This is a genomic window from Nocardia amikacinitolerans (genome assembly GCF_900215415.1).
In the GTDB taxonomy this organism is placed as follows: Bacteria; Actinomycetota; Actinomycetes; order Mycobacteriales; family Mycobacteriaceae; genus Nocardia; species Nocardia amikacinitolerans.
The window spans coordinates 107,112-128,408 of record NZ_OBEG01000010.1 but is presented as its reverse complement, the minus strand read 5'-3'; the positions used below and the strand labels follow the sequence as shown (position 1 = coordinate 128,408).

The following is a 21,297-nucleotide window of genomic DNA, read 5'->3' as shown; positions in this document are numbered from 1 at the left end:
GTTCGGGAATCGGGCCGGTGCTACGACCGGATGCCGAAGGGCAGGGTGAACCGCACGTCGCCCTCGACGATGTCGCGCATGTCCGGGATGCCGTTGCGGAACTGCAGGGTGCGCTCCAGGCCCATGCCGAACGCGAACCCGCTGTACACCTCGGGATCGATGCCGCTGGCGATCAGCACCTTCGGGTTCACCATGCCGCAGCCGCCCCACTCGACCCAGCCCGCGCCGCCCTTCTTGTCCGGGAACCAGACGTCCACCTCGGCGGACGGCTCGGTGAACGGGAAGTAGTTCGGGCGCATGCGGGTGCGCGTCTCCGGACCGAACAGGGCACGGGCGAACGCGTCCAGTGTGCCGCGCAGGTGCGCCATGGTCAGGCCCTTGTCCACCGCGAGGCCTTCGACCTGGGAGAACACCGGCGTGTGGGTGGCGTCCAGCTCGTCGGTGCGGAAGGTGCGGCCCGGGCACACCACGTAGATCGGCAGGTCGCGCTCGAGCATCGAACGCACCTGCACCGGGGAGGTGTGGGTGCGCAGCACCTGGCGCGAACCCTCCGGCGCGATGTGGAAGGTGTCCTGCATGGTGCGAGCCGGGTGGTCGGGCAGGAAGTTGAGCGCGTCGAAGTTGAAGTGCTCGGTCTCCACCTCGGGACCCTCGGCGACCTCCCAGCCCATCGCGACGAACACGTCGGCGATCTGCTCGGAGATGACGGTGATCGGGTGGCGCGCGCCGTCCGGGAGACGGCGGGCGGGCAGCGTGACGTCGATGGTCTCGGCAACCAGCACGGCCGCGTCGCGCTCGGCGAGCAGCACCGCGCGGCGCGACTCGAACGCCTCGGAAACCCGCGCCCGCGCCACGTTCACCCGCTTGCCCGCGTCGGCCTTCTCCGACTTGGGCAGGCCGCCGAGCGCGCGCTGCGCAAGGGCGAGCGGCGCCTTGCCGCCGAGATGCTCGGTCTTGGCCACCGCGAGAGCGTCCAGATCGGCGGCCGCCGCGAACGCCTTCTCGGCCTCGGCCGCCGCCGCGGCCAGCGCCTCCTCGGTCAGCGCGGTGACTTGCCCCTCGGCGTTCTGCTCGACTCCCGTGTTGTCGTCGGCCACGATCGTTCGTCTCTCCCCTGGGGATCGGTTCGCGGGTCCGGCTTATTGCCTACCCACATTGCTGCTGGTGGAATCCTATTGGATCGGCTGTGTCCGAATCACGCGGATTACCCGCTACCGGCCAGGCGAGTGTGCTAGAGCCACCGCTCGGACCGTGAAACGGGACATCCGCGCAGGTATCCGCCTCGGACGGGGCGAGCGGTTTCGGCCGGTCACCAGAGCGGTTCGTACACCGCCTCGCCGTCCAGATCGGGGGCGACGGGCAGGAAGTCCGGGACCGTCCGCGCGGCGCTGGCCCGCATCTTGGCGACCGCCTCCTCCACGCCGGGCGCGGCGATGCCGAGCCGGTCGAGCAGTTCCGCGCGAACCTCGAGGAACTCGGGCCGATCGACGGCGAACTCCTCCTCCAGCTCGGCCACCGGACGGCCCGCGCCGAGATCGCGCCAGTACGGGTAGGTCGCGATCAACGTGACCGCCTCCACCAGATCGGCGGCGAGCAGGACCGCGCCGCCCTCGGAATCGGCGTACAGCACCGGGCGCTCGGTCCCCGGCGCGCCGCACAAGAAGAACGTGCCGCCCGCACCGTCACCGGCGATCGGCGTGAGCGGTGTTCCGTTCGGCAGCCGCAGGTCCTCGACCGGCTCGCGGCGCGTGATGTCGAAATCACTCGGCCAGGCCAGCAGCCCGGCCAGTTCGGGATCGCCCTCGATCCGGCGCAGCAGTTCGTCCCCGGCGCTCATGATCGAACCCTAGAACGCCCCCGCCCCTACCGGTAGCGGACTCGCGAATTCGCGTACAAGCAGATGGCGGCGGCGGTCGCGAGGTTGAGGCTCTCGGCGCGGCCGCGGATGGGGATGCGGATGCGGTGGTCGGCGCGGGCGGCGACGGCGGGGTCGAGGCCGTGCGCCTCGTTGCCGAACAGCCAGGCGACGCGGCCGGTGAACAGGTCGTCGGCCTCGTCGAGATCGATCTCGCCGTCGGCGGCGGTGGCCAGAATCGTGATCCCGGCGGCGGCCAGCGCGTCCAGCGTTTCGGCGACGTCACGGTGCCGGGCGATCGGGACGTGGAACAGACTGCCCGCGCTGGCACGCACGCACTTGCCGTTGTGCGGGTCGACGGTGTCGCCTGCCAGCACGACCGCGTCGGCGCCGACCGAATCCACCACCCGGATCAGGGTGCCCGCGTTGCCCGGCTCGGCGATCTCGACCGGCACCGCCAGCATGCGCGGCTCGGCGGTGAGCACCTCGTCGAGCCCGACGTCGACCAGCTCGCACACGGCGACCAGGCCGGGCGCGGTCACGGTCTCCCCCAGATGCTCGGCCGCGCGCTCGCTCACCAGCGTGGCCCGCACCCCGTCGGCGACCGCGCCCGCGATCAGCGCGTGGTCGCGTTCCGCGGCCGTCGGCGAATAGAACAGCTCGCGCACCCGGCCGGTCTCCAGTGCCGCGGTGACCGAGTTCGCGCCCTCGGCGAGGAACAGTCCGGTCTTGCGGCGCTGCGGCGCGCGGTGCAGCTTGACAGCGGAAACGACCCGCGGGTTGCGCTCGGAGAGCGCGTCCGCGGGTCGTTCCGAAAGGTGTCCCTTGGTCAACAGGGTCGGCCGGATCAGGCGGCCGGGGCGTTGACGTCCTGCGGGAGGGCGGCCTTGGCGACAGCGACCAGACCGGCGAAGGCCTCGGCGTCGGAGACGGCGAGCTCGGCCAGGATCTTGCGGTCCACCTCGACACCGGCGGCCTTCAGGCCCTGGATGAACCGGTTGTAGGTGATGTCGTTGATTCGCGCCGCTGCGTTGATGCGGGCGATCCACAGCTTGCGGAAGTCACCCTTGCGCGCCCGGCGGTCCCGGTAGGCGTAGGTGAGCGAGTGCAGCTGCTGTTCCTTGGCCTTGCGGTAAAGCCGCGAGCGCTGGCCCCGGTAGCCCTTGGAGGCCTCGAGGATGGAACGGCGCTTCTTCTGAGCGTTGACGGCCCTCTTGACGCGTGCCACTGGTCAGTCCTTGATCGAATAGGGGGCGCGTGCGGCGCCCGGGAGGTTGGTCAGGGGTGGCGTCCGGAATCTCCGGTCGCGGTGCTGCCTGAAGGGGATCAGATACCCAGCAGCTTCTTCACGCGACGGACGTCGGCAGCCGCGACGACCTCCGTGCCGTCCAGACGACGAGTCCGGCGGGTGGGCTTGTGCTCGAACAGGTGGCGACGGTTCGCCTGCTGGCGCAGCAGCTTGCCTTTACCGGACACCTTGAATCGCTTCGAGGCGCCGCTGTGGCTCTTCATCTTCGGCATGGATTCCTCTATCTGGTCGTCCCGGCGGTCGTCGCCGACCGCCGGTGTCTGTTCGTATAACTGCGGGCGTGGCCTACTCGGCCTGCTCCGCGGCCGGGGTCTCACCGGCGGGTGCGGCGCTGGCGGCAGGCCGTCCGGCCGATTCCTGCTGCGCCTTCACGCGGGTCTTCGCTCCCTTGTGGGGTGCGAGGACCATGGTCATGTTCCGGCCGTCCTGCTTGGCCGAGGTCTCCACGAAACCCAGGTCCGCGACGTCGGAGGCCAGCCGCTGCAGCAGCCGGAACCCGAGCTCGGGCCGGGACTGCTCGCGACCCCGGAACATGATCGTCACCTTGACCTTGGACCCGGCTTCGAGGAAGCGAACGACATTGCGCTTCTTGGTCTCGTAGTCGTGGTCGTCGATCTTGGGCCGGAGCTTCTGCTCCTTGATCACGGTCTGCTGCTGGTTCTTCCGAGACTCGCGCGCCTTCTGCGCCGTCTCGTACTTGAACTTGCCGTAGTCCATGATCTTGCAAACCGGCGGACGGGCATCCGGAGCCACCTCGACCAGGTCGAGATCGGCCTCGAGGGCGACGCGTAGCGCATCTTCAACACGCACGATCCCAACCTGCTCGCCGCCAGGTCCGATGAGTCGAACCTCGGGAACTCGGATGCGATCGTTGATGCGGGTCTCAGTGCTGATGGGGCCTCCTAGGTCAAGCGGTGTCGTCTGACGACCGCAGGCAATAACTGCAACCCCTTGTTCAACACAAAGGCCCCGGTGCGGTATTTCACCGCGACGGGGCCCGAGTCGACCGATCGCCGATGACAGGCATCGACTCTTGCGCGCGAGAAGGCTCGCCACGCAAGAAACCCACCACGTCGGGCGGGTGACCGGACCGTTTGACCAGTACGATCGCTCGTCGGCAACGGTGGGAGTCGGGCTCCACTTATCAGCCCCGGGTCGTGCGGCATCATGCAACACCATTCGGGGCGGTCGTCAGCGGAAAGTCTAGCATTGCCGTCCGCTATCGCCGAATCGGCTCGAAAACGCGTTGCGCGCCCGGCGGCGCGGTGCCACGCTCCCTCGGTGCCCGCATCCTCTCACGACATCTTGCGCTGGCAGTTCGACCTGACCTGGTCGTTGGCGCGCTACCACTTCGACGCGCTGACGCCCGAGGACTTCCACTGGGAACCAGGCCCGCTGATCTGGACCGTGCACCGCGGCGCGGACGGCAACTGGCGACCGGACTGGGCCGAGGTCGAGCCCGACCCGATCCCGGTGCCGACCGTCGCCTGGCTCACCTGGCACATCGATTGGTGGTGGAGCACGGCGCTCGCGCACATCGAGGGCCGGACCCCAACGCCGCGCGAGGAGGTGTTCTGGGCCGGTGACGCGGCGCTGACCAGGCTGGACGACCTGCGCGTCGGGTGGTCGACGGCGCTGGAGGCCGCCGATCCGGACGCGCCCGCCGCGTACCCGTGGCCCGCCGACGCCGGGCTCACCGTGACGCATCTCGCCGCATGGGTGAACGCCGAACTGATGAAGAACGCCGCGGAGATCGGCCAGCTCCGGCTGCTGCGGGCGGCCTCGCTAGCCTGTGGGGTATGACTGACGAGCTCGACTCCATCCGCGAACTGGCCGACATCCCCGCCGTCGAGGTGATCAGCCGCGCCGCCGTGATGCTGATGAGTTCGGCCGCGGAAAAGCTCGGGCTCGCCGACCCGGACCCGGACCACAGCCCGCATCGCGATCTGGACGAGGCTCGCCGGGTCATCACGGCGCTCGCCGGCCTGGTCACCGCCTCGGTCGAATACCTCGGGCCGCACGCCGGACCGATCCGCGAGGGCCTGCAATCGCTGCAGCGGGCCTTCCGCGAGGCCTCCGCCCACCCGGACGAGCCGGGCAAGGGACCGGGCGAGAAGTACACCGGCCCCGTCTACTGAGCCGGGTTTTCCCGCTCCCGTCCGCCGCGACCGCTCACACGGTCGGCGGTTCATGCGGCATGCTGGCAGTATGTCGACACCGATCTTGCTCGTTCCCGGATTCTGGCTCGGCGCGTGGGCGTGGGACGAGGTGGCCGAGGACTTGCGCGGGCGCGGTTTCGACGTGCGGGCGCTGACGCTGCCCGGACTCGATCCCGACGACGAGGACCGGCTCGCCGCCACTATCGAGGAGCAGGCGGGAGCCATCCTCGCGGCCATCGACCCCGCGGAATCCGCTGTGCTGGTATCGCATTCGGGCGCCGCCGCGCCGGGCTATCTGGCCACCGATGTCGCGCCGGAGCGCTTCCAGCACGCGGTGTACGTCGACTGCGCGCCGGTGCCGGACGGGTTCGTGCTCAACGATTCGCTCGGCGCGGCGCGCGAGTACCCGCTGCCGAGCTGGGAGCAGTTGGCGGAAGAGGGTGACAGCCTCGTCGGGCTGGACAAGGCGCAACTGGCCCGCTTCCGGGAGCGCGCGGTGTCGGAACCGGCGAGTATCGCGGGCGCGCCACTGCGGCTGAGCGATTCGCCCGCGCGCCTCGCGGTGCCGACGACGGTGGTGTGCACCAGCATCACCGCGGAGCTGGTGCGGCAGCTGAGTACGAGCGGCGAGGCGCCGGTGTTCAGCGAGATCGCCAGGTTCGACGCGACGCTGATCGACCTGCCGACCGGGCACTGGCCGATGTGGTCGAAGCCGATGGAACTGGCGCAGATCATCGCCGAGGCCGCGTCGGAGTCGGCGAAGAACTGAGGGCGGCACGGCCGAGACGGGGCGGGCCGACACGACCGGCCCCGCCCGGCGCGCTCACTGCCCCGGGGTGACCGAGATCGACGATCCGGTGGCGATCATATTGGCGAGGGCCTGGAAAAGGCTGGTGAGACCGGCGCTTCCGCTGTCCATGGGACTTCCTTTCGCTGTGCGGCGCGCTCAGGCGCCCGGGTTGTAGTTGATGGACGATCCACTGCTCAGAAACGTGAGGATCTGCGCGACGAGCGCGGCGATGTCGACGCCTTCCATGGGCGTGTTCCTTTCTCTCCCACCGCTTTTCGGGCGCATATGCGCCACGGATCGGTGCACTCACCGTTACTGTCCCGGACGCGCCCGGACACGGTGAGCCGATCTTACACACGTCTGTTTCACTTTTTGCCGCGTTTTCGGGAGGCCACTGCGCGAGGCACTCAACCGGATCGATCCGAGCGCCGCCCCCACCCGGTGGCCCGCCTGGGGTGGGGCCTTCGACTCACGGGACAGAACCGTCCGCCGTCGACCCGCCCACCGAAACGACGAGTGGCCGCGTCCTCGGGACGCGGCCACTCGATCTGTTGCTGGTCAGCGGAGCTCTGCGAATCGGCTCTCCAATCAGCTCGGCTCTCGCATCAACGCAGCGCAGCGGCCTTTCGAGCCAACCGCTTCGCCGCCGCCGTCTCCGAGGGCGCCTTCTTGGCCGCCGCCTTCTCTGCCGGAGCCTTCTTCGCAGGCTTGGCCGCCGTCGGCTCCGCCGGAACCGCCTTGGCCGCAGCCTTCTTCGCGATCTTCTTCGCCGGGGCCCGCTTCACCGGAGCCGTCGCGGCGGGCTGGGCGAGCACCTCCTTCAGGAACTGGCCGGTGTAGCTGTTCGGCACGGCCGCGACGTCTTCGGGGACGCCCTCGGCCACCACGGTGCCGCCGCCGGAGCCGCCCTCGGGACCCATGTCGACCACCCAGTCGGAGGTCTTGATGACGTCCAGGTTGTGCTCGATGACGATGACGGTGTTGCCCTTGTCGACAAGACCGTTGATGACGGCGAGCAGCTTGCGGATGTCCTCGAAGTGCAGACCGGTGGTCGGCTCGTCGAGGATGTAGACCGTGCGGCCGGTGGAACGCTTCTGCAACTCCGCCGCCAGCTTCACGCGCTGCGCCTCGCCGCCGGACAGCGTCGGCGCGCTCTGGCCGAGACGCACGTAGCCGAGGCCGACGTCGACAAGCGTCTTGAGGTAGCGGTGGATCGAGGTGACCGGTTCGAAGAACTCGGCGGCCTCCTCGATGGACATGTCCAGCACCTCGGCGATGGTCTTGCCCTTGTAGTGCACCTCGAGGGTTTCCCGGTTGTAGCGCGCGCCGTGGCAGACCTCGCACGGCACGTACACGTCCGGCAGGAAGTTCATCTCGATCTTCAGCGTGCCGTCGCCCGAGCACGCCTCGCAGCGGCCGCCCTTGACGTTGAACGAGAACCGGCCAGGCTGGTAACCGCGCACCTTCGCCTCGGTGGTCGCCGCGAACAGCGTCCTGATCTTGTCGAACACGCCGGTGTAGGTGGCCGGGTTCGACCGCGGTGTCCGGCCGATCGGCGACTGATCGACCTGCACCAGCTTGTCCAGGTGATCCAGGCCGTTGACCCTGGTGTGCCTGCCCGGCACCTGGCGGGCGCCGTTGAGTTTGTTCGCCAGCACGGTGGCCAGGATGTCGTTGACCAGCGTCGACTTGCCCGAGCCCGAGACGCCGGTCACCGCGGTGAGCACGCCGAGCGGGAAGGAGACGTCGATGCCCTTCAGGTTGTGCTCGGTGGCGCCGACCACGGTGAGCTTGCGCTTCTTGTCCACCGGGCGGCGCACCATCGGCACCTCGATGCGTTCGCGGCCCGAAAGGTACGCGCCGGTCAGCGAATTCGGGTCGGTGAGCAGCTCCTGGTACGGGCCGCTGTGCACCACCCGGCCGCCGTGCTCGCCCGCCAGCGGACCGATGTCGACGACCCAGTCCGAGGCACGGATGGTGTCCTCGTCGTGCTCGACGACGATCAGCGTGTTGCCGAGATTCTTGAGCCGCGTGAGGGTTTCGATGAGTCGCCGGTTGTCGCGCTGGTGCAGACCGATGGACGGCTCGTCCAGCACGTACAGCACGCCGACCAGGCCCGAACCGATCTGGGTGGCCAGCCGGATGCGCTGCGCCTCACCGCCGGACAGGGTCGCGGCGGCGCGGGACAGCGTCAGGTACTCCAGGCCGACGTCGAGCAGGAAGCCGAGGCGCGCCTGGACCTCCTTGAGCACCTGCCCGGCGATCGCGGCCTCGCGCTCCCCCAGAGTCAGCGAGTTGAGGAACTTCGAGCAGTCGCCGATCGACAGGTCGCTGACCTCGGCGATGGACTTGCGTTCCGCGCCGCCCGCGATGGTGACGGCGAGGATCTCCGGTCGCAGGCGAGCGCCGTTGCAGACGGGGCACGGGATATCGCGCATGTACCCCTCGTAGTGCTCCTTCATCTGCTCGGAGTCGGTGTTCTCCATGCGCCGCTGGAGGAACGGCATGACGCCCTCGAAGTCGGCGTAGTAGGAGCGCTTGCGTCCGTAGCGGTTGGTGTAGGAGACGTGCACCTGGTCGGCGCTGCCCTCCAGCACGGCTTTGCGCGCCTTGACCGGCAGCTCCCGCCACGGGGTGTCCATGGAGAAGCCGATGGCTTCGGCCAGTCCGGACAGCAGTCGGGTGAAGTACTCCGCGGTCTGCCCGCGCGACCACGGCGCGATGGCGCCCTGGGCGAGGCTGAGCTCGGGATCGGGGACCACCAGGTCCGGATCGACCTCCTTGCGGATGCCGAGGCCGGTGCAGTCGGGGCAGGCGCCGTAGGGCGAGTTGAACGAGAACGATCTCGGCTCGAGATCCTCGATGTCGAGCGGGTGACCGTTGGGGCAGGCGAGGCGCTCGGAGAAGCGGCGCTCCCGGTCGTGGGCGTGCTCGTCGCGGTCGACGAAGTCCAGCACCACGATGCCGTCGGCAAGGCGAAGCGCGGTCTCGATGGAATCGGTCAGCCGCTGCTTGGAGGTCGGCTTGACGGTGAGCCGGTCCACGACGACCTCGACGTCGTGCTTCTCCTGCTTCTTCAGCTTCGGCGGATCGGTCAGCGGATACACCACGCCGTCGACCCGCACTCGGGAGTAGCCCTGGGAGTTGAGCTGGTCGAACAGGTCGACGAACTCGCCCTTGCGGGTCCGCACCACCGGCGCGAGCACCTGGAACTTGGTGCCCTCCTCCATGGCAAGCACCTGGTCGACGATCTGCTGCGGGGTCTGCTTGGCGATCAGCTCGCCGCAGACCGGGCAGTGCGGGGTGCCCGCGCGCGCGTAGAGCAGACGCAGGTAGTCGTAGACCTCGGTGATGGTGCCCACGGTGGAGCGCGGGTTGCGGTTGGTCGACTTCTGATCGATGGACACCGCGGGCGAGAGACCCTCGATGAAGTCGACGTCGGGCTTGTCCATCTGCCCGAGGAACTGCCTGGCGTAGGCCGACAGCGATTCCACGTACCGGCGCTGGCCCTCGGCGAAGATGGTGTCGAAGGCGAGGCTTGACTTGCCGGAGCCGGACAGTCCGGTGAACACGATCAGGCTGTCGCGGGGCAGATCGAGGTCGACCCCCTTCAGGTTGTGCTCCCGGGCTCCGCGCACGGTGAGGTGTTCCGCCACCAGGTGTGTCCCTTCTCGATCGTGTGTTGACGTGCAGACATACCCCCGTTGGCCACTCTAGGCCGGGGCACCGACAAGTTTTCGTCCGAGCGACCGCGGGCTGCCCGGACGACGCCCGTCAACCGGCCCGTCGCGTGCCCTCCGACCGCCCGATGACCTGCCATCCGTGCGCGTCCACCGTGACGGTCAACACCTCCGAGCCGACCCGGAGCCCGCTGATCCGCAGCGGCAGGTACCGCTCGGGGACGGCGGGCGCCACCTCCGCCGCGCCCGCGCCCGGCTCCAGCCGGACCAGGCTGCGCAGGAACAGCAGCGGCGCGGCCGCGGCCCAGGCCTGTGGCGAACACGAGGTCGGGTACGGCACCGGCGCGTCGAACTCCGCGCGGTCGAAACCGCAGAACAGCTCGGGCAGCCGGTAGCCGAACCGGACCGAGGCGTCCAGCACCGCGTCGATCACCCTGCTCGCGTGCTCGGTGAGTCCGTAGCGCATCAGCCCGGCCGCGCAGACCGCGTTGTCGTGCGGCCACACGGAACCGTTGTGGTAACTGACGGGGTTGTAGGCGCCCATGTCGCTGGACAGGGTTCGGATGCCCCAGCCGGTGAACATGTCGGGGGCGAGCAACCGGTCCGCGACCAGCGCCGCCTTGTCCTCGTCCACGATACCGGTCCACAGGCAGTGGCCGATGTTCGAGGTCAGCGCGTCGATCGGCCGTTTGTCCCTGTCCAGCCCGACGGCGTACCAGCCGCGCTCGGGCAGCCAGAACTTCGCGTTGAACTCGGCCTTGAGCCGGGCGGCCGCGGCGCGCAGCCGGTCGGCGGTGTCCCGGTCGCCGAGGTCGGCGGCCAGCTCGGCCCGCGCCAGGTACGCCGCGTAGACGTAGCCCTGCACCTCGGCGAGCGCGATGGGCGGTTCGGGCAGCGTGCCGTCGGCGAAGTTGATGCCGTCCCAGGAGTCCTTCCAACCCTGGTTCTCCAGGCCGTGGTCGGTTTTCCGCCGGTATTCGACGAACCCGTCGCCGTCGGCGTCGCCGTAGCGCTGGATCCACTCGATGGCGCGGTCGGCGTGCGGCAGCAGTTCGTCGCGGGTGGCGGCGTCGAGTCCCCAGCGGTGCAGCTCGCCGAGCACCATGACGAAAAGCGGTGTGGCGTCGACAGTTCCGTAGTACACCGTGTCGCCGCCGAGCAGTTTCGTCGCGGCCCTGCCGAAGCGGATCTCGTGCGGGATGCGGCCGGGTTGCTCCTCGGTGGCGCCGTGCTCGCGGACGCCCTGCAGCCCGGCCAGGCTCTGCAAGGTGCCGATGGCCAGCCTGGTGTCCACCGGAAGCACCATCCACGAGGTGAGCAGCGAGTCCCGCCCGAACAGCGCCATGAACCACGGCGCGCCCGCCGCGACCACCGCGCGCTCGGGGCACGCCGGATCGAAGATGCGCAGTGCGCCGAGATCGGCGACGGCGCGGCGCAGCACGGCGGCCAATGTCGGGTCGCCGGTCCGCACCCGCGGCGAGTTCTCGTACCAGGCGCGCAGCCGCCGGGCCGGCGCGCTGTGCGCGATCGAGCTGCCGCACATGTGCCGCGGCGTGACCTCGGCCGAGCCGAGCAGCGGGTGATACTGGACGCACGTCGTGAAGGACCCGCGCGCGGGCAGCCGGACCGACCAGCGCAGGCACCGGCCGTCGAACGTCGCGTCCGCGGCCCGCACCGCCATCGCGACACCGAGCGCGGGCGCCGCGATCTCGAGGCTGCCGTCGTCCACTCGGTGTTCGGTCTCGGGGCCCGCGCCGACGCGACCTTCCTTGACCTCGAACAGATCCGCGAAATCGGCGTCCACCTCGAGCGCGATCGCGCAGTCGATGGGTTCGCCGGAGAGGTTGCGCACGGTGAGGTCCTCGCGCATGCCGTCGCCGACGTGCCGTCCGACGATCACCAGCGCGGTGCTGTCGGCGCGGCCCGGCGGTGGCGTGGTGCGCGCGAGCAGCGTGGCGCTGTAGGGATCGGCGTACTGCACGCTCAACGGTTGCGGCGCTTGGTCGTCCACGGTGAGTCGCCAGCGGGAGAGCACCCTGGTGTCGCGGACGAACAGGCCCTGCGCCCGGCGCGGCTCGATGCCGCCACCGGAATCGCTGAGGCAGAACGTGGATCCCTCGACGAGCGTGACCGCGCCCGCCGTCCCGTGTTGCGCGGGTCCGCTGCCCCACGGGTCCATGACGTCACCCGTCCTTGCGCCGGGGATCGGCCGGAGCGCTCGGGGCGTTCCGCGGTGTCGCTGAATCGGCCATGGTTCGACAACTTCCACGCGTGCGGTCCAGAAATCCAGCATACTCGGAACATCAATACGCCCAGGGCAATTCGACCCGTTCCGTTCGCCAGATGTTCGCTGGGACGGGATTCCGAGGGTCGGTCCCGCGGCGGGATCCATGTAAGGAGGGGCCGCGGTGATCAAGGTGTTCCTGGTCGACGATCACGAGATCGTCCGGCGCGGGCTGACCGATCTGCTGGAGAGCGACCCAGAACTCGCGGTGATCGGCGAGGCGGGCGATGTCGCGCAGGCCATGGCGGGCATTCGCGTTGCCGAGCCCGATGTCGCGGTGCTCGACGTGCGACTGCCCGACGGCAACGGCATCGAACTGTGCCGCGACCTGCTCGCCGAAATCGACGGTCTGCGCTGCCTGATCCTCACCTCCTACACCGACGAGCACGCCATGCTGGACGCGATCCTCGCCGGCGCTTCGGGTTACGTGGTCAAGAACATCAAGGGCATGGAGCTTGCCGAGGCCATCAAGGCGGTCGGCGCGGGCCGCTCGCTGCTGGACAACCGGGCGGCGACAGCGCTCAAGGCGCGGCTGCGCGACAGCGTCGAGGCCGACGGACCGCTGGCCGGACTGACCGAGCAGGAACGCAAGCTGCTCGCGTTGCTCGGCGAGGGTTTGACGAACCGGCAGATCGCGGCGCGGATGTTCCTCGCCGAGAAGACGGTCAAGAACTACGTGTCTCGGTTGCTCGCCAAGCTAGGCATGGAGCGACGCACGCAAGCCGCGGTGCTGGCCTCCCGCCTGCGCGAGGGGTGAGCGGGTTCGCGTGTCCGAGGAGCGACACTGCTCCCGCGGACGATGCTGCGATTCAGTCGTTTTCGGCGGGGGCGACGATCGTCAGGTCCCCGTCGTAGCGACGGTAGAGCAGGTGGCCGCGGCGGGTCTCCACGTCGGTGAAGAACAGGAACGGCAGGCCCGCGCCGCACAACCTGGTCGCCGCCTCGGACTCGCTGAGCAACGGGCTCGGCTCCGAATGCACCGTCAACGGTAGGGAATTCGCGCTCAGCGGCCGGATCCGCTCGAGCGGGGTGATCGTGGTCCACTGGCGGACGAGCCGCACGCCGAACGAATCCGACCAGTGCACGATGGCGTCCTCGCCGGTCTCGGCATCGGTGAACAGGTACGCGTCGTAGTCCATCGCGTCCATCACCGCGGTCGCCTCGGCGGGCGTTCCGGTGAGCAGCGCGCAGTTCTTGCGGCGGATGATCGGCCGCTGCTCGGTGACCTTGGCCAGCGGCGGCCGCGCCGGATCCGGCCACGCCCGAGACTGATTGGCGACCAGCCTGCTGAGCTGACGGTCCAGCCGCTCCACGGCGAAGGTCACCGCGAACCCGCGCGGCCCGGTGACCTGCACCCGGGTCGGTGTGTCGTGCAGCCGCACGTTGGCCTGCACCACCGTGGGTTCGTCCATATCCGGTGGGGCGGTGACGCGCACGCGCGCGGGCACGTCCAAGTGGTGGCGGCGCAGCACCCGCCCGATGGCGCGCACGGCACGCGTCACGTCGGCGGGCGGTACGGCGCCGCGGGTGGTCACCGCGAGCTCCGGATCCGCGGCGCTGGACCAATGTTCCGAGGAGTACAACGATTGCAACGAATTCATAGGACACCTCTACTCTCAATTCACCCAGTGCCGCTATCCCACCTCTGCAACGTCGCCGCGAACAGGGCCGAAAGTCCCCGATCCGCGAATTACACTGGCTGAAGCGCTGTTCAAGCGCCCTCCCGAACAGGAACCGACATGACCGAACACAGCGGTAACGGCCTGTACTCGGTACGCGACACGCTCTCGCAACTGCGCCTGCGCGAATTGCTCAGCGAGGTGAAGGAGCGCGTCGAGCTGATCATCGACTCGCGCGACCGGATGGACGGTCTCGTCGAGGCGATGCTCACCGTCACCTCCGGCCTGGATTTGGACGACACGCTGCGCGCCATCGTCCGCACCGCGACCAGCCTGGTCGACGCCCGATACGGCGCGCTCGCGGTGCGCGGGCACGACAGGCAGGTCGTGCAATTCATCGACGAGGGCATGGACGAGGCGGTCCGGCAGCGCATCGGCAGGCTGCCCGCCGGACACGGCGTGCTCGGCGTGGTGTTCAATCGCCCGAAACCGCTGCGGCTGGACGACCTCACCGAACATGTGGAGTCCGTGGGCTTCCCACCGGGGCACCCGCCCATGCACACCTTCCTCGGCGTGCCGGTGCGCATCCGCGACGAGGTGTTCGGCAGCCTCTACCTCACCGAAAAGGCGGGCGGACAACCCTTCACCGAGGACGACGACGTGCTGGTGCAGGCGCTGGCCGCCGCGGCGGGCATCGCCGTGGACAACGCGCGCCTCTACGAATCGGCCCGCACCAGGCAGGCCTGGATCGAGGCCACCCGCGACATCGCCACCGAATTCCTCGCGGGCACCGAATCCGAGCGCGTCCTCGCGCACGTGGTGGACCACGCGCGCACGCTGACCGGTTCGGACCGCTGCTTCCTCGCCGGACTCGACGAGCACGGAACACCGGGCGAGATCGGCGAACTCGTGCTCACCCAGTGGTCGGGACCCGGCACCGGGCACGAGGGGTGGCTCGCGTCGACCGAGGGCACCGCGCTCGGCGAGGCGTTCACCCGGCGCACGCCGCTGCGCTTCGACGACGCGGCCCGCATCGACCTCGGTGTGCCGCTGGCCGATGTGGGACCCGCGCTGATCCTGCCGCTGTGTACGCCGGACGCCACGCTCGGTGTGCTCGTCGCGGTGCGCCCCGCCGGATCCGCGCCCTACGCCGACGAACTCGTCGAACTCACCGCCGCGTTCACCGACCAGGCCGCGCTTGCCATGCAGCTGGCCGACACGCAGCGGCGGATGCGCGAGCTCGACATCCTCGCCGACCGCGACCGCATCGCCCGCGACCTGCACGATCACGTGATCCAGCGGCTGTTCGCGATCGGTCTCACCTTGCAGGCGTCGCTGCCGAAGGCGGTGATTCCCGAAGTGCGCCAGCGGTTGTCGACCTCGATCGACGAGTTGCAGGAGGTCGTCCAGGAGATCCGCACCTCGATCTTCGATCTGCACGGCGGCGACGGGCACAGCGCGGGATTGCAGCAGCGCATCGAGCGCGCGGTACGCCAGCAGACGGCCGAGACCACGCTCGAGGCCACCGTCCAGGTGACCGGTCCGCTCTCCGTGCTGGAGGCCGAACTCGCCGACCACGCGGAGGCGGTGGTGCGCGAGGCGGTGAGCAACGCGGTGCGGCACTCGGGCGCCGACACCATCGCGGTGGAGATCAGCGTGGCCGACGATCTGACGATCGTGGTCACCGACAACGGTTGGGGCGTACCGAATCACGTCATCCGCAGCGGGCTGCGGAATCTGGAGCAGCGGGCCGAGAAGTCCGACGGCAGCTTCACGGTGGGTCCGGTGGGCAAGTCCGGTGACGGGTCGGGTCTGCCGGGGACGCGACTATATTGGTCGGTGCCGCTGCCCGCGGAGTGATGCCGGACAGCGATCAGCCGAGCGTCCGCATCCCAAGGCTTTACGCAAGCACCGACCGGCTCGGTGCAGACCGGTGCGCATCCCGGCGACCCGCGCACCGCGACCTCAGATACCCGGCGGCCCGAGCACCAGCATCGAGTTGTGCCCGCCCATACCGAGCGACGACTTCAGCGTGAGACCGCCCTCGAACGGCGTCGGTCCGTCCAGCAGCCGCGGATGCGCCGGTGCAACGATCGGCGGCGCGGGCAACACCCCGCGCTCGTAGGCCATGGCCGCCACGGCCACCTCCACCCCCGCCGCTGCGCCCTGACTGTGCCCGGTGAGCGGTTTGAGCCCGTACACGTGCGGGCGATCCCCGAAGACCCGCGCGACCAGATCACGCTCGGCCAGTTCGCACTGCCGCGTCCCGGTGCCGTGCGCGTTCACGTACGCGATATCCCCCGCCGCCACGCCCGCCTGGGCCAGCGCGCGGTGGGCGCAGTCGAGGATCTGCGCGTGCTCCGGCTCGACCGACACCACGTGGTAGCCGTCGTTGGTCATGCCGCCGCCGAGCACCGCCGCGTAGGGTCGCTCGACCTCGCGGGTCAGCACGAACGCCACGGACGCCTCGGCGAAGCCGAAGCCGCGGCTGCCCTCCTGGAACGGGCGGCACGCCTCGAGCGGTTCGGCGTCGGTGATCGCGGCGCCGAGGCGGACGAAATGCTCCACCATGTCCGGTGTCGCGGACATGTCGGTTGCCACGCACAGCACGTCGTCGGCGATGCCGTTGTCGAGCCAGAGTTTCGCCGTGATCAGCGCGACGTTGGCCGAACTGCACGCCGCCGACACGTTCATCGAGGGACCGTGGAAACCGAACTCCTGCATCAGCACCGAGATCGGGGTGGACGGCAGCAGCCGCAGGTAGTCGCGGGAGCGGCGATGACCCTCGTCGATCTGATAGAAGTCGCGCCAGTTCACCACGTCGCCGAGCACGATCGCGTGCAGCAGGCCCACCGTGCGCCCCGGCCGCCAGCCGCGTTCGCGTGCGTCGGCGATCGCCTCGCGGGCGGATTCGTGCATGGCGCGGCCGTAGCGGCTGGTGCTCACCGCCTGGTCGCCGCCGTCGGGAACCAGCGTGACCCAGGCGTGCTCGTCGCGGCCCGGCCCGTACCCGGGTTGCAGCTGTGCCGCGGATTTACCGCTGAGCAGTCCCTGCCACAGCGACTCCCGCCCCCACCCGTATCCGGTCACCGCGCCGACCCCGGCGATGGACATATGATCCCGGTACCGAACTCTGTGCTCCGGCTTGGCGCCCGGCATGGCAACGCTCCTTCACCGGATCCCCGGGCCGGCCCAACCCTCGGTCCGCCCTGTTCCCAAGGAACCGGAGTCTGTCATGATCACCGGTAGGAGCCCGATGAAGTGCCCGAACCGTGATCGAAGCAAGTGCGTCGACGCTCTGAACTCGTGCGCGTCGACACCAGAATAATCCCATGTTCCAATGGCCATAGGTCGGTCGACGATCGGGGGTTTGCGAGTGGGTGAGGAGACGACGGGCGGCGTCGTCGACGCCGAACAGCTGGCGCAGCGCTACCGATCGCTGATCGAGCACACGCCGGACGGTATCTGCGTGCACGAGAACGGCGTCATCGTCTACGTCAACCAGGCCACCGTCCGGCTGCTCGCCGCGCGCAGCGCCGACGAGGTCGTCGGCCAGCCGCTCACCCGTTTCGTCCACCCCGACTCGATCCCGGCCATGCGCGAACGCATCGAACTGCTCACCAGCAAGGGCACGGCCTCGGTGCCGACCGAGATGCTGTTGCTGCGCACCGACGGCGAGACGGTGCCGGTCGAGACGGTGTCGGTGCTCACGCCCTGGCACGATCACTTCGCCTATCAGGTGGTCATCCACGATCTGACCGCGCAGCGCGCCGCCGAGGACGCCCAGCGCCGCGCCGAACAGCACTTCACCACCGTGGTCTCCCAGCTGGAGGAGGGCGTGGTCGTCATCGATCGCGGCGGACGCATCGAGTCGGCGAACCCCGCGGCGCACCGCATCTTCGGCGGCGACGAGCGCCACGGCGACATCGTCGGACGCACCATCGACGAACTGCCGATGGTGCTGCTCGACGCCAACGCCCAGCCGCTGCCGCCGAGCAGGCATCCGATGGCGCGCACCCTTGCCACCGGCGAGACCATCACCGGCTACATCTTCGGCGTCGACCGCAGGGACGGGCAGCGGCGCTGGCTCTCGGGCAGCAGCAGGCTGCTCAACCCCGGCGACCCGGACTCCCCCGCGGTCTCCTCCTTCGCAGACATCACCGAATTCCGCGCCAGCCGACGGCAATTGGAGTACCAGGCGACGCACGACGCGCTGACCGGCCTCGCCAACCGCTCGCTGATCCTCTCCCAGCTGGCGAACGCGCTCGCCACCAGTGAGGACCTGCCCTACTCGACGGTGCTGTTCATCGACCTCGACGGATTCAAGGCGATCAACGACACCCTGGGCCACGCCATCGGCGACACCGTGCTGCAGATCGTCGCGCAGCGGCTGCAACGCGCGCTGCGCGCCGACGACCTGGTCGGGCGGCTCGGCGGCGACGAGTTCCTCGTGCTGCTCTCCGGCCGCGCCCGGCGAGTCGACCTGGACGTGCTCGTGAACCGGTTGCGCTCCACCATGTCCGAGCCGATCATCGCGCGCGGGCACCGCATCGCGGTCGACGCCTCGGTCGGCGTCACCGAACTCGTTCCCGGCGACCGCCGGACTCCCGAGGCCGTGTTGCACGACGCCGATGTCGCCATGTACCAGGCCAAGCCGCCAGGCCAGCGCGACAGAAGTGTCGCCAAGGGCCGCACCAACAACACGCACGCGTCCTGAAAGTCACCGCATGATCGTCGAACACGCCCTGCTGCCGGTCCGGCCGGAACTGACCGCCGCCTTCGAAGCCGCCTTCGCCGAGGCGCGGCCGATCATCGCCGGCATGCCCGGCTTCCGCTCGCTGTCGCTCGCACGCTGCGTCGAGGCGCCGGGCACCTATCTGCTGCTGGTGGAGTGGGAGCGGCTGAGCGACCACGTCGACGGATTCCGGCGGTCGCCGGAGTACCAGCGCTGGAAGGCGCTGCTGCACCACTTCTACGAACCGTTCCCGGTGGTCCAACACTTCGAGCCGGTGTGCGCGGAGCCGATTTCGGCGGCCCCACCTGCGGTTACGGCGAGCGCACCGAACTCGCAGTAGACTCGACAACTCTGTTTTCCGACGTGCGCGCGGGATCGGCGCGCGCGTTCGCCCCTTCGCGGTGACAAGGAGTCCAGTTTGCCCGACCGCCTCGCCCACGACCGTGCCGTCACCGACGGTGCGGTTGAGCGGCCCCGCGAAATCGACAAGGAACAGGCGTACCTCTCGGTGCTCTACGAGCGGCTCGACGGGATGCGCGAATACGCCAAGAACCGGCTGCGCACCGTGCTGCTGGAGACCGGGGGCACCCCGCAGGCGCGCAGCGAGCGCGAGTCGTTCACCCAGCTGTACTCCGAGGATCTGGCCAAGTACGACGCCGCCGAGCACGGCCTGTGTTTCGGCCGCATCGACCTGAACGGCGACGAGCCGCGCTACATCGGCCGCCTCGGCATCCTGGACGAGAAGGACGACTACGCCACCCTGCTGCTCGACTGGCGCGCACCGCTGGCCCGCCCGTTCTACCTGGCGACCACCGCGACACCGGACGGCGTGACCCGGCGCCGCCACATCCGCACCCGCAACCGGCGAGTCACCGCGGTCAACGACGAATACCTGGACCTCGCGGCCGCCGAGCAGGCGGGCACGATCGAGTCCGACGGCGGCGTCGGCAGCGAGAGCGCGCTGCTCGCGGCGCTCAACGCGGCCCGGACGGGCCACATGAACGACATCGTCGAGACCATCCAGAGCGAGCAGGACGCGATCATCCGCTCCGAGCACAAGAGCGTGCTCGTGGTGCAGGGCGGCCCTGGCACCGGCAAGACCGCGGTCGCGCTGCACCGCGCGGCCTACCTGCTCTACACCTATCGCCAGCAGCTGGCCAAGAGCGGCGTGCTGATCATCGGACCGAACGCGACCTTCCTCGACTACATCGGCCAGGTGCTGCCCTCGCTCGGTGAGACCGGCGTGCTGCTGTCCACCATCGGCGACCTCTACCCCGGCGTGAAGGCGACCCGCGAGGATTCGCTGCGCGCCGGCCAGATCAAGGGCGCGCTGAGCATTCTCGAGGTACTCAAGCAGGCGGTCCGCGACCGGCAGGAGGTTCCCGCCGAACCGATCCGGCTGAGCTTCGACGGCTACCCGGTGACGCTGGACAAGAAGATCGCGACCAAGGCGCGCGGCCGGGCCAGGTCCTCGCGCCGCCCGCACAACCTGGCAAGGCCGATCTTCGCGAGCTCGGTGATCGACGCGCTGACCGATCAGCTGGCCCAGACCATGGGCGCCGATCTCTCCGGCGGCCCGAGTCTGCTCAGTCGCACCGATCTCGCCGAGATCCGCGACGAGATGAAGTCCGATCCCGGTGTGCAGGCGGCCATCGGGCGGCTCTGGCCGATCCTGTCACCGCAGGAAGTACTGGCCGACCTGCTCGCCGACCCGGCGCGGCTGGACCGCGCGGCGGCGAGCCTGAGCTCCGAGGACCGCGCGGAACTGGTCCGCCCCGACGACGGCGAGTTCAGCGCCGCCGACGCGCCGCTGCTCGACGAACTCGCCGAACTGCTCGGCGTGGACGACACCGAGGAGCGCGAGCGGGCCCGCCGCCGCTGGCGCGCGCAGCTGGCCGAGGCGCAGGACGCGCTGGACATCCTGACCGGCTCGGCGCCGCAGGATCTGGAGGACGAGCTCGACCCCGAGATCCTGATGGCCTACGACCTGATCGACGCGAGCCAGCTGGCCGAGCGCCAAGACGTGCGCGCCAGGCAGACCACCGCCGAACGCGCGGCGGGCGATCGCACATGGACCTACGGGCACGTCATCGTCGACGAGGCGCAGGAGCTCTCGGAGATGGCGTGGCGAATGGTGATGCGGCGCATCCCGAACCGCTGGGTCACCGTGGTCGGCGACGTGGCGCAGACCGGCGATCCGGCGGGCGCCTCGTCCTGGCAGCGGATGCTGGAACCCTATGTGGCGCAACGGTGGAAGCGCACCGAGCTGACGGTGAACTACCGCACCCCCGCCGAGATCATGGCGGTGGCCGCCGATGTGCTCGCGGTGATCGACCCGGATGCCAAAGCGCCGCGTTCGGTCCGCGAGACCGGGAATCCGCCGGTAGCGCACCGGGTCGAGGTGGCCGAATTGTCCAGCGCGGTAGGTCGATTGGTGGCCGCCGAGCAGGGGCCCGGCACCACCGCGGTGATCGCGCCGCACCCGCTGGTCGCGGAGCTGGCCGACCTGGCCGGGGAGTCGGTGCGAGTGCTGACGGTGCACGACGTCAAGGGTCTGGAGTTCGACGCGGTGTTCCTTGTCGAGCCCGCGCGGATTCTCGCGGAATCGCCGCGCGGGATGAACGACCTGTACGTGGCGCTGACCCGCGCCACCCAGCGGCTCACGGTGGTGCACAGCGAGGATCTGCCGGAGGTGCTGGCGGCGTTGGGTTGATCGCGGGTCGTCGTCCGCTTCGCGGGCGGCGACCGCCGGCCCCGCCGTGGTGACCACGCTTCCGAGCGACCGCCGAACGCAGGAAAGCTCCGCATCGCACCGAACGGGCGATACGGAGCTTTCAAAGGGGTCTCGGGCGCGCGTCGGACGAAG

18 protein-coding genes are annotated in these 21,297 nt (G+C 69.7%); 8 read left to right on the top strand and 10 right to left on the bottom strand.

Annotation, left to right across the window (positions count from 1 at the left end):
- Positions 1 to 20 precede the first annotated feature (20 nt).
- The 6 genes from pheS to infC form a co-directional block, all read right to left on the bottom strand.
- Positions 21 to 1,097 (bottom strand): phenylalanine--tRNA ligase subunit alpha, encoded by a 1,077-nt coding sequence (gene pheS, locus CRP45_RS32535; RefSeq protein ID WP_067793129.1) that lies wholly within the window; start codon positions 1,095 to 1,097, stop codon positions 21 to 23.
- 212 nt (positions 1,098 to 1,309) lie between these two features.
- Positions 1,310 to 1,837, bottom strand: a complete 528-nt coding sequence (locus tag CRP45_RS32530; RefSeq protein WP_097248434.1) for a hypothetical protein — start codon at positions 1,835 to 1,837, stop codon at positions 1,310 to 1,312.
- Positions 1,838 to 1,863: 26 nt separating this feature from the next.
- On the bottom strand, positions 1,864 to 2,688 hold the full coding sequence (locus tag CRP45_RS32525; RefSeq protein WP_097248433.1) for a TrmH family RNA methyltransferase: 825 nt from the start codon (positions 2,686 to 2,688) through the stop codon (positions 1,864 to 1,866).
- 14 nt (positions 2,689 to 2,702) lie between these two features.
- Positions 2,703 to 3,083, bottom strand: a complete 381-nt coding sequence (gene rplT, locus CRP45_RS32520) for a 50S ribosomal protein L20 (RefSeq protein WP_039797323.1) — start codon at positions 3,081 to 3,083, stop codon at positions 2,703 to 2,705.
- A gap of 98 nt (positions 3,084 to 3,181) precedes the next feature.
- Positions 3,182 to 3,376, bottom strand: a complete 195-nt coding sequence (rpmI, locus tag CRP45_RS32515) for a 50S ribosomal protein L35 (protein ID WP_040706116.1) — start codon at positions 3,374 to 3,376, stop codon at positions 3,182 to 3,184.
- Positions 3,377 to 3,449: 73 nt separating this feature from the next.
- The gene (gene infC / locus CRP45_RS32510) at positions 3,450 to 4,103 is read right to left on the bottom strand and encodes a translation initiation factor IF-3 (protein WP_084483526.1); all 654 of its coding nucleotides are present in this window, start codon (positions 4,101 to 4,103) and stop codon (positions 3,450 to 3,452) included.
- A gap of 342 nt (positions 4,104 to 4,445) precedes the next feature.
- Here infC and CRP45_RS32505 point away from each other — a divergent pair, with 342 nt between their 5' ends.
- From CRP45_RS32505 to CRP45_RS32495, 3 genes are all read left to right on the top strand, one after another.
- Positions 4,446 to 4,967 carry a DinB family protein gene (locus CRP45_RS32505; RefSeq protein WP_245910666.1) on the top strand — a complete coding sequence of 174 codons (522 nt, stop codon included), beginning with the start codon at positions 4,446 to 4,448 and terminating at the stop codon, positions 4,965 to 4,967.
- Positions 4,964 to 5,302, top strand: coding sequence for a DUF1844 domain-containing protein (locus CRP45_RS32500; RefSeq protein WP_067793136.1), 339 nt, complete (start codon positions 4,964 to 4,966; stop codon positions 5,300 to 5,302). Before CRP45_RS32505 ends, CRP45_RS32500 begins: the two co-directional genes overlap by 4 nt.
- Positions 5,303 to 5,372: 70 nt before the next feature.
- A complete protein-coding gene (locus tag CRP45_RS32495; protein ID WP_067793141.1) occupies positions 5,373 to 6,092 on the top strand; it encodes an alpha/beta fold hydrolase in 720 nt (239 codons plus the stop codon).
- Positions 6,093 to 6,718: 626 nt separating this feature from the next.
- Here CRP45_RS32495 and uvrA read toward each other — a convergent pair.
- Together uvrA and CRP45_RS32485 are read right to left on the bottom strand one after the other, a co-directional pair.
- A complete protein-coding gene (gene uvrA / locus CRP45_RS32490; protein ID WP_097248431.1) occupies positions 6,719 to 9,769 on the bottom strand; it encodes an excinuclease ABC subunit UvrA in 3,051 nt (1,016 codons plus the stop codon).
- A 118-nt stretch (positions 9,770 to 9,887) separates the two neighbouring features.
- A complete protein-coding gene (locus CRP45_RS32485; protein ID WP_097248430.1) occupies positions 9,888 to 11,972 on the bottom strand; it encodes an amylo-alpha-1,6-glucosidase in 2,085 nt (694 codons plus the stop codon).
- A 229-nt stretch (positions 11,973 to 12,201) separates the two neighbouring features.
- Here CRP45_RS32485 and CRP45_RS32480 point away from each other — a divergent pair, with 229 nt between their 5' ends.
- Positions 12,202 to 12,834: a response regulator gene (locus CRP45_RS32480; RefSeq protein ID WP_067793147.1), complete on the top strand. Its 633-nt coding sequence runs from the start codon at positions 12,202 to 12,204 to the stop codon at positions 12,832 to 12,834.
- A gap of 52 nt (positions 12,835 to 12,886) precedes the next feature.
- On the opposite strand, the gene CRP45_RS32475 is transcribed toward CRP45_RS32480, so the two are convergent.
- Complete coding sequence (locus CRP45_RS32475; RefSeq protein ID WP_067793149.1) at positions 12,887 to 13,678, bottom strand: sigma 54 modulation/S30EA ribosomal C-terminal domain-containing protein; 792 nt, start codon at positions 13,676 to 13,678, stop codon at positions 12,887 to 12,889.
- A gap of 138 nt (positions 13,679 to 13,816) precedes the next feature.
- Between CRP45_RS32475 and CRP45_RS32470 the strand changes: the two genes are divergently transcribed.
- Positions 13,817 to 15,556 carry a sensor histidine kinase gene (locus CRP45_RS32470; protein ID WP_097248429.1) on the top strand — a complete coding sequence of 580 codons (1,740 nt, stop codon included), beginning with the start codon at positions 13,817 to 13,819 and terminating at the stop codon, positions 15,554 to 15,556.
- 105 nt (positions 15,557 to 15,661) lie between these two features.
- Here CRP45_RS32470 and CRP45_RS32465 read toward each other — a convergent pair whose 3' ends face one another.
- Positions 15,662 to 16,810, bottom strand: a complete 1,149-nt coding sequence (locus CRP45_RS32465; protein WP_097248428.1) for a beta-ketoacyl synthase N-terminal-like domain-containing protein — start codon at positions 16,808 to 16,810, stop codon at positions 15,662 to 15,664.
- A gap of 262 nt (positions 16,811 to 17,072) precedes the next feature.
- Between CRP45_RS32465 and CRP45_RS32460 the strand changes: the two genes are divergently transcribed.
- The 3 genes from CRP45_RS32460 (at position 17,073) to CRP45_RS32450 (ending at position 21,144) form a co-directional block, all read left to right on the top strand.
- Positions 17,073 to 18,413, top strand: a complete 1,341-nt coding sequence (locus CRP45_RS32460) for a diguanylate cyclase domain-containing protein (protein ID WP_245910665.1) — start codon at positions 17,073 to 17,075, stop codon at positions 18,411 to 18,413.
- A gap of 10 nt (positions 18,414 to 18,423) precedes the next feature.
- Positions 18,424 to 18,771: an antibiotic biosynthesis monooxygenase family protein gene (locus CRP45_RS32455; protein ID WP_067793156.1), complete on the top strand. Its 348-nt coding sequence runs from the start codon at positions 18,424 to 18,426 to the stop codon at positions 18,769 to 18,771.
- A gap of 78 nt (positions 18,772 to 18,849) precedes the next feature.
- Positions 18,850 to 21,144, top strand: coding sequence for a HelD family protein (locus CRP45_RS32450; protein WP_245910664.1), 2,295 nt, complete (start codon positions 18,850 to 18,852; stop codon positions 21,142 to 21,144).
- The last annotated feature ends 153 nt before the right edge of the window (positions 21,145 to 21,297 follow it).

What these genes read in the sequence shown, in the direction of transcription:
- CRP45_RS32470 (WP_097248429.1), top strand. Translation starts at nt 13,817, where the DNA reads ATGACCGAACACAGCGGTAACGGCCTGTACTCGGTACGCGACACGCTC.
- rpmI (WP_040706116.1), bottom strand. Translation starts at nt 3,376, where the DNA reads ATGCCGAAGATGAAGAGCCACAGCGGCGCCTCGAAGCGATTCAAGGTG.
- CRP45_RS32475 (WP_067793149.1), bottom strand. Translation starts at nt 13,678, where the DNA reads ATGAATTCGTTGCAATCGTTGTACTCCTCGGAACATTGGTCCAGCGCC.
- CRP45_RS32455 (WP_067793156.1), top strand. Translation starts at nt 18,424, where the DNA reads ATGATCGTCGAACACGCCCTGCTGCCGGTCCGGCCGGAACTGACCGCC.
- CRP45_RS32485 (WP_097248430.1), bottom strand. Translation starts at nt 11,972, where the DNA reads ATGGACCCGTGGGGCAGCGGACCCGCGCAACACGGGACGGCGGGCGCG.
- CRP45_RS32495 (WP_067793141.1), top strand. Translation starts at nt 5,373, where the DNA reads ATGTCGACACCGATCTTGCTCGTTCCCGGATTCTGGCTCGGCGCGTGG.
- CRP45_RS32530 (WP_097248434.1), bottom strand. Translation starts at nt 1,837, where the DNA reads ATGAGCGCCGGGGACGAACTGCTGCGCCGGATCGAGGGCGATCCCGAA.
- CRP45_RS32465 (WP_097248428.1), bottom strand. Translation starts at nt 16,810, where the DNA reads ATGTCCATCGCCGGGGTCGGCGCGGTGACCGGATACGGGTGGGGGCGG.
- CRP45_RS32500 (WP_067793136.1), top strand. Translation starts at nt 4,964, where the DNA reads ATGACTGACGAGCTCGACTCCATCCGCGAACTGGCCGACATCCCCGCC.